This window comes from Steroidobacter sp. (assembly GCF_016790065.1).
In the GTDB taxonomy this organism is placed as follows: domain Bacteria; phylum Pseudomonadota; class Gammaproteobacteria; order Steroidobacterales; family Steroidobacteraceae; genus Steroidobacter.
In genome coordinates, this window is the sequence record NZ_JAEUPY010000465.1 from 1 (window position 1) to 7,693 (window position 7,693).

The 7,693-nt window shown below is 62.5% G+C and carries 6 protein-coding genes and 1 pseudogene; 5 read left to right on the plus strand and 2 right to left on the minus strand.

The window, feature by feature from the left end; genetic code table 11:
• Together JNL55_RS19335 and JNL55_RS19340 are read left to right on the plus strand one after the other, a co-directional pair.
• A pseudogene (locus tag JNL55_RS19335) lies at positions 1-638 on the plus strand (hypothetical protein); the annotation flags it as partial.
• Positions 635-1,666 (plus strand): YheT family hydrolase, encoded by a 1,032-nt coding sequence (locus JNL55_RS19340; protein ID WP_293857398.1) that lies wholly within the window; start codon positions 635-637, stop codon positions 1,664-1,666. The pseudogene JNL55_RS19335 and the gene JNL55_RS19340, both read left to right, overlap by 4 nt.
• A gap of 3 nt (positions 1,667-1,669) precedes the next feature.
• On the opposite strand, the gene JNL55_RS19345 is transcribed toward JNL55_RS19340, so the two are convergent.
• Complete coding sequence (locus JNL55_RS19345) at positions 1,670-2,440, minus strand: glycerophosphodiester phosphodiesterase family protein (RefSeq protein WP_293857401.1); 771 nt, start codon at positions 2,438-2,440, stop codon at positions 1,670-1,672.
• Between the two features lie 119 nt (positions 2,441-2,559).
• Between JNL55_RS19345 and JNL55_RS19350 the strand changes: the two genes are divergently transcribed.
• A complete protein-coding gene (locus JNL55_RS19350; RefSeq protein WP_293857404.1) occupies positions 2,560-4,770 on the plus strand; it encodes a PQQ-dependent sugar dehydrogenase in 2,211 nt (736 codons plus the stop codon).
• Positions 4,771-4,797: 27 nt separating this feature from the next.
• Here the strand turns inward: JNL55_RS19350 and JNL55_RS19355 are convergent, their stop codons facing one another.
• Entirely contained in the window at positions 4,798-5,208 is a 411-nt protein-coding gene (locus JNL55_RS19355) for a bactofilin family protein (RefSeq protein ID WP_293857407.1), read from the minus strand.
• A 407-nt stretch (positions 5,209-5,615) separates the two neighbouring features.
• On the opposite strand from JNL55_RS19355, the gene JNL55_RS19360 reads away from it, so the two are divergent.
• Together JNL55_RS19360 and JNL55_RS19365 are read left to right on the plus strand one after the other, a co-directional pair.
• A complete protein-coding gene (locus JNL55_RS19360; RefSeq protein ID WP_293857411.1) occupies positions 5,616-7,016 on the plus strand; it encodes a M16 family metallopeptidase in 1,401 nt (466 codons plus the stop codon).
• Positions 7,013-7,693 (plus strand): M16 family metallopeptidase (locus JNL55_RS19365; RefSeq protein ID WP_293857414.1); only part of this gene is annotated, 681 nt, incomplete at its 3' end. The genes JNL55_RS19360 and JNL55_RS19365, both read left to right, overlap by 4 nt.

Here is a 7,693-nt window from a genome sequence, read left to right on the forward strand (position 1 = left end):
TCAAGGAATCCCTGCCGGACGCCACGCACCTGGCACTGGGGTTCGACAGTCGCGCCGGTTTGAGTAAAGGCACGGCCAAAACCGCCATCGAATCGGCCGGCAAAGGCTCCGGTGTGCGCATCGACGGCCGACTGACCAGCGAAAAGCTCGGCTCGCGCACGCGTCGCATCGATTTCGGCGCTGGCGAGAAGCTGGCGGTGAGCATCCCGTGGGGCGATGTCAGCACGGCGTATTACACGACCGGCATTCCCAATATCGAGGTGTACACGGCCAGCTCCCAGAAATCCGTCGACGGCATGCGCCGCGCGAACCTGGTACGCCCGCTGCTGAGGCAGCGCTGGGTGCGCGAGTTGGTGAAGTTCAGCGCCCAGCGGCGCATCACCCCGCCCGACAAAACTCAGCGCGACAACAACCCCACGCACCTGTGGGGCGAGGCCAGGAATGCCGCCGGGGAGGTACGAACCGCCCGGCTGCGCACTGCCAACGGTTACTCGCTGACGGTGCATGCGGCGCTGGGGATTCTCGACGTAGTACTGAATCGAGCTTGCAACCCGGGCTTCAGCACTCCAAGCTTTCTGGTTGGTGCGGACTTTGTCAGCACCTTGCCAGGCTCGTCCACGATCCGTATCGACTCATGAACTCTGCTGCCTTCAGTCCCGCTGCCTTCGCTATCGCCGACTTCGCCCCCTCCGGCTGGTTGGCCAATGCCCATTTCCAGTCCATCGTCCCCAGCCTGAGCCTGCGCCGGCCGCTGATCGCTCGCCGCGCCAAGCAGATGTTGGCGGTCGCCGACACACAGATCGTGGATTGCGGCGACGGCGTACGCCTGCTCGGCCATTACTCCAGTCAGGAAGCTGCCGGCAGAGCGCCGGCCCGCGACCTGGCCATCCTGTTGCACGGTTGGGAAGGCAGTTCCGACTCGGTGTATGTGTTATCGCTGGGCAGCCACTTGTTCGACCAGGGCTGTGACGTGTTCCGCCTGAACTTTCGCGACCACGGTCCCAGCCATCATCTGAACGAAGACATTTTTCATTCCTGCCGGCTCGATGAAGTCATCGGCGCGGTCCGGAGCATTCAGCGCTCGATGCCCGAGAAGCGCGTCACCATTGCCGGCTTCTCACTAGGTGGCAACTTCGCGCTACGCGTCGCCGCCAATGCGCAGCAGGCCGGTATCGAGCTCGAACGCGCGGCCGCGGTGTGCCCGGTGCTTCGTCCCCACAGTACGATGGAAGTGCTGGAGAACGGCTGGTTCATCTATCAGCAGTATTTCCTCAACAAGTGGAAACGTTCGCTGCGCCGGAAGCAGCAGTGCTTTCCCAAGCGCTACGATTTCCGCCAGATCCTGGCACAGCGCTCGATCCGCACCATGACGGAAATGCTGGTGAGTAATTTCAGCGAGTTCTCCGATCTGGACGCCTATCTGAATGGCTACGCCATCACCGGCGACGCGCTATCGCAGCTGGCGGTGCCGAGTCATATCTTGATTTCGCTGGACGATCCCATCATCCCGGCGCACGACCTGGAGAATCTGGCTCGCACGCCGCATCTGCATGTGACCAGCATTCCCCATGGCGGTCATTGCGGCTTCATGGATTCGTTCAACGGCACCAGCTGGGCGGATCGGCAGATCGGCAACATCATGTTTGCCAATCGCTCGGCGCCTTAGGGCTCAGCTGGCCGCCGCCGCGCTCTTGAAATCACGCAGCGTCCGACGGAACTGCGTGGTCGCCACCAATCGAGCCCCACGCGCCGCGAGTTGAACGGCTTGCTCGCGCGAGCTCACATTGTGAATTGCCCATCGCCAAGGCCCGCGCCACAACTGCGCGTTGGTCTGAGTGAGCAACTCCTGATCGCACAGTAGATAGTCGGGCACCAGCGCTTCGCTCTTGAGCGCCGACAGGTTGGAATATTCGCTCAGCAGCCAGCCGATGCGATACGACGACACCTGACGCACATGGTGTACCGCCGCCAGATCACGCGACACCAGCACCGATTGGCGCACGACCGGCTTCAGCACCTCGCAAACCTTCCTGACCACCACGTCGGCGCCAAACACCCGCAGGCTGGCGCGCTTGATCTCGACGAACAGCGTCACCTGCGGATTCATGGCCAGCAAACTCACAGCCTGCGCCAGCGTCGGCACGCCGATGTCGGTGTACTTCTGCTGGAAACGCTCCGGCTCGGTGACCGACACGTCGGACAACTGCTGCAAGGTCATCTCGAGCGCATTACGATCCACTCCGGCCATGCGCTTCAGGTTGGCATCGTTCAGCAATACCGGCTGGCGATCGGCGGTGAGCTGCACGTCGAAGGCAATGTGTCGGGCACCCAGTTCCAAAGCAGAGCGCAACGCCGGTAAAGTGTTTTCCGGATATTCGTCGGCATTGCCCCGTTGCGCGATCAAATCGGGCAGGGGCGACAACAGTCTACTGGCACTCATCGGCGCTATCTTAGTAGAAGAACCATTGCGCGTTGTATTCAGCGGATCCGCATTGACCGATCAAGCGTTGCTGCCCAATGAAACCAGAACAAGTAAAACTAAGCACGGTACGACTAGCTTTGGCGACGCTGCTGCTGGCAGCGCTGCAGGGGTGCGGAGGAGGGGGCGGCGGCAGCGCTGCACCCCCGACACAAAACCCGCCGCCGAGCACGCCCACCACCGGCCTCGACTCACGTCCGGCGAATGCTACTTGCGCCGCCTGGCCGCGGCCCGATGCAGGTAGCGATATTTCCCTGAGTCGATTCACCAACCTGACGTTCACCCAACCGGTGGCGCTGCTGCAGGCGCCGGCGGACAGCTCGCGCTGGTTCGTGGTTCAGCAAAACGGCATCGTGCGCCAGTTCACCGGCACCACGCCGAGCAGCGCCAGCACGTTCATCGACATCAGCTCGATCTCCTCCACCGTGCTATCCGGCGGCGGCGAGATGGGCCTGCTGGGCATGGCCTTTCATCCCAACTATCCCACCGACAATCGGGTCTTCCTGGCGTTCACCACCGGCGACAATCCGATGGTGGTGCGCGTCTCGTCGTTCACCAGCAGCGATGGCGGCTCGACCCTGAATCTGGCCAGCCAGCAGGTGGTGATTACCGTCAACAAGGTTTACGACAACCACAACGGCGGCCACATCGCGTTCGGCCCGGACGGCTATTTATATTTCGGCGTGGGCGACGGCGGCGGCGGTAGCGATCAGCATGGCGATCGCGGCAACGGTCAGCGCCTCACCATCATGCTCGGCAAGATGCTCCGCATCGACGTGGATGGCGCCACGCCGTACTCGAGTCCGCCGTCCAATCCGTACGCAGGCAACGCGATGTGTCCAGCCGCCGGTCGTGCCAGCGGCAATTGCCCTGAGATCTACGCGTATGGCTTGCGCAATCCGTGGCGCTGGAGCTTCGATCGCGACAACGGCGATCTATGGGTGGGCGATGTCGGTCAGGGCGAATGGGAAGAAGTGAATCGGGTAACGCTGGGCGGCAACTACGGCTGGCGTTGTCGCGAAGGCGCGCATGACTTCAACACCGGCGGCACCCCCGGCTGCACTTCCGCCACGCTGATCGATCCTGTGGCCGAGTACTACCACGATCTCGGCGTTGCGATTACCGGCGGCTATGTCTATCGCGGCACGCAGAACACCAGCTTGGTGGGCCGATATCTATTCGGCGATTACGCGTCCGGTCGCATCTGGGCTTGGATCGCCGAGAACGCCACGCAGCCGCGCGAGCCGACGCAGCTGCTCGATACCAATCTGAATATTTCCTCTTTCGGCGAAGGCAACGACGGCGAGTTGTATGTGGTCCATTACGGCGGCACGCTGCATAAGATCCAGTTCACCGGCACCATCGGCAGCAATCCCGCGCCTCAGCAGTTGAGTGCCACCGGCTGCGTCAGCTCCAGCGATGCCAAACAACCGGCCTCGGGTCTGATTCCGTATGCGATCAACGCGCCGTTCTGGTCGGATGGCGCGGACAAAGAACGTTGGCTGGCCTTGCCCAACGGCCAGAACATCGCGGTCGAGACCGACGGCGACTGGACCTTTCCCACCGGCACCGTGCTGATGAAAAATTTCCGGATCGGTACGCGCCTGATCGAGACACGTTTGTTCATGCGTCATCCCGACGGCGTCTGGGGCGGCTTCAGCTACGAATGGAACGCGGGACAGACTGACGCGACGTTGGTGGAAGGCGGCGCGGTGCGCGATGTGGGCAGCGGCCGTAACTGGATTTTCCCGAGCGAAGGCCAATGTCTGGACTGTCACACCCAAGCCGCGGGTCGCGCCTTGGGATTGGAAACGTCGCAGCTCAATCGCTCCTTCACATATACGCAAACCAATCGCACGGCGAACGAGCTCACCACGCTCAATCACATCGGTCTGTTCACGCCGGCCATCACCAACGCAGCGTCACAACCTGCGTTGCCCGATCCGTTCGGCACCGCCGGCACGGTCAGCGAACGGGCTCGCGCTTACTTGCACACCAATTGTTCGCAATGTCATCGCCCGGGCGGACTCACGCCGAGCAACATGGATTTGCGCTACAGCGCAACGTTGGTGGGCACCAACGCTTGCAACGCTGTGCCGCGTTCCGGCGATCTGGGGTTGGGTTCGAATGCGCGCTTGATCGCGCCGGGCAGCTCGGCCAATTCGCTGATGGTGAATCGAATGAATCGGCGCGACACGTCCGCTATGCCGCCGCTCGGATCGAACACCGTCGACAGCGCGGCGGTGACGCTGATCTCGCAATGGATCAATGCTTTGACGGCCTGCCAATAGGCCCGAGAACTAGGCGGCAGCCGAAGGTTATTTGGCCTTCGGCTCCGAGCCGCGCTTCTCCTCGAAGTGCACGACTTCCTTGCCGCTGGTCACAGCCATGTCGCCTTCGATGATGGCGCCTTTGGCGACGGCGATGGTGCGCGCTTTGAGCGAGCCCTTGATGCGTGCGGTGGCGCGGAGTTCGAGCTTTTCCGCGACGGTGACCGAGCCTTCGACGTTGCCGGCGATGACGGCGTTGCCGGCGCGAATTTCGCCCTCCCAATGGCCGCCATCGGACAAGGTCAGCGCGCCGCGCACCTCGCCATCGCCCACCACTTCGCCGCCCACCACCAGGTCGCTATTGCATTCCAGGTCGCCAGTGAAGCGGGACCCCGAACCAATGAAGGTCGGGCTGCTGGACACGCGGTCGGCAAGACGGCGGCGGGGCGAATCGGCCATGAACATCTCCAAACGAAAGCAGCGCGGATTATTCCACGCCATGCAGGGGGCGCAGCCTGAGTCGGCGAATGGCGTCAGTCCGTGACCCAAGTCACCGAAGCGGTCCGAAGCTGACATTTCGCGTCAGCCGCGTCACTCCAGCGCACTGACCTGACTGTCATACCAGACCGGCTAAGTCGCTGATCCGGCGCCACCCGCTCCGGTCGTTGAATTTTTACAGGGATTGGCATAGCCATTGCAACGATAGCCACGCGTTTATGCGCTGAACCTCCCGGAGAGCTGGGAGTTTCGAATTCAACGCCGCCCGCGTTCTTCCCCGCTGGCGGCGTTTTTTTTGCGCAAGCCGCGCGGCACCCGAAATGACCCCGGCTCGTTATCATGGCCGGCCTCATCGCAAGGGTGGCTCCATGAGCGTTTCAACTGGACTGTCTCAACTAGTACCGGCTCGACTGGTACTGGCTCGACTACTGCTGGTCAGCCTGGCGTTGTTCGCGCCCATTGCGGGGGCCCAGCAAGTACCCGGCGCCGCGCAGGTGCGCGCGACCACGCTCGCTAACGGCATGCAGATCATCGTCTGGCCGGATCGCGACATCCCGAACGTAGCGCTCTACAACTGGGTGCGCGTCGGCAGCCGCAACGAAGTGCCCGGCATCACCGGACTGGCGCACTTCTTCGAACACATGATGTTCAACGGCACCAGCAAGCGCGCGCCCGGCGAGTTCGACCAAGTGCTCGAAGCCAACGGCGCGCGCAACAACGCATTCACCAGCGACGACGTCACCGTGTATCAGGACTGGTTCCCGCGCTCGGCGCTGGAAACGGTGTTCGAGCTGGAAGCGGATCGTCTGCGCAACCTGGCGTTCGAACCCAAGGTGGTCGAGAGCGAACGCGAAGTCGTGCACTCCGAACGTCGCCTGCGCGTCGACGACAGTCACCAGGGCCGGCTGCAGGAACAGGTGCAAGCGACCGCGTTCGTCGCGCATCCGTATGGCATTCCCACCATCGGCTGGCCGTCGGACATCCTGTCGTGGAGCATCGACGATCTGAAAACGTTCTTCTCGACCTACTACGCGCCCAACAACTGCACGCTGATTCTGGTCGGAGATGTCGACGCCGACAGCGTGATCGCTTTGGCGCGCAAGCACTTCGAACCCATTCCCGCGCATGAACCGCCCAAGCCGGTGAAGACCGTCGAGCCGGAACAACTCGGCGAACGTCGCGTCGCCGTCCTTGCCGAAGCACAAACGCCGCTGGTGCAGTTCGCCTATCACGGCATTTCCGGTGCCGATCCGCGCCGAGCCGCGGTCGACCTGCTCACACGAGTGCTCACCGACGGCGATGCTTCGAGACTGCATCGCGCGCTGGTCGAAGAACAAAAGCTCGCAATCTCTGCCGACAGTTATTTCACTGCCGGCTTCGATCCAGGTCTGGTGTGGTTCTTCCTTTCGTTGCCGGCCGACGGCGATGCCAAGCAAGCCGAAGCTGCGTTCACTCAACAGATCGAGCAGCTCATCAAGGATGGCGTCAGCAAGGATGAACTGGCGCGTGCACGCAGTCAGGCGCTCGCCGATTTCTGGCGTGGCCTCGCGACCATCGACGGCAAGGCGCAAGCGCTCGGCACGTATGCAGTACTCCAAGGCGGCTACCAGAAACTATTCGATGCACCCCGTGAATACGAAGCGGTGACTCAACAAGACCTTCAGAAAGTGGCCACCGAATTGCTTCGCCAGACCAATCGCACCGTCGGTGTGTTGAGTTCGCCACCCCCCGCAACTGAGTTGCAGTCGAAGTCGGGAGGTGTGCAATGAACCGGTTGCGTCGACTGGTTTTGATCGCCGCCGCCGTTGGCACGCTCGCAGCATCCGCGACCTTCGCCGCCGACGCGGTGAAGACACCGAACTTCGAGAAGGTGAAGCTCGGCAACGGCGCCACCTTGTTGCTGATGGAACGTCACGATGTGCCGTTGATCGCTTTCTCCGCCTTCATTCGCGGTGGTGCGTTGAGCGATCAGGCAGACCGCCTCGGCACTGCCAGCCTGGTAGCCGGCCTGCTCGAAAAAGGCGCCGGCGCGCGCGACGCGAATGCGTTCGCAGAGACCGTGGCTTCGGTGGGCGGCACCATCTCGACTGGCGCGAGCACCGAAAGCATTTCGGTCGGCGGCTCCTTCCTGGCACGCGATCAGAAGTTGATGGTCGAGTTACTGGCCGATGTCCTGCAACGGCCGCGGTTGGAACAGGCGCAGTTCGAATCGCTGCGCGGTCGTTACATCGAATTCATTCGGGCCGCGAAAGATTCGGATCGCTCATCGCTCACGTCGATCTACGGCGGCGCGAGCTTGTTCGGGACGCATCCCTACGGCCGACCGGTGGGTGGTAGTGAAACCAGCCTGGCAGCGATCAAGCATTCGGACGTGCAGCGCTATTACCAGGATCAAGTCGGCGCCGACCGAGTCATCATCGCGATAGCCGGCGACTTCAAGACCGCG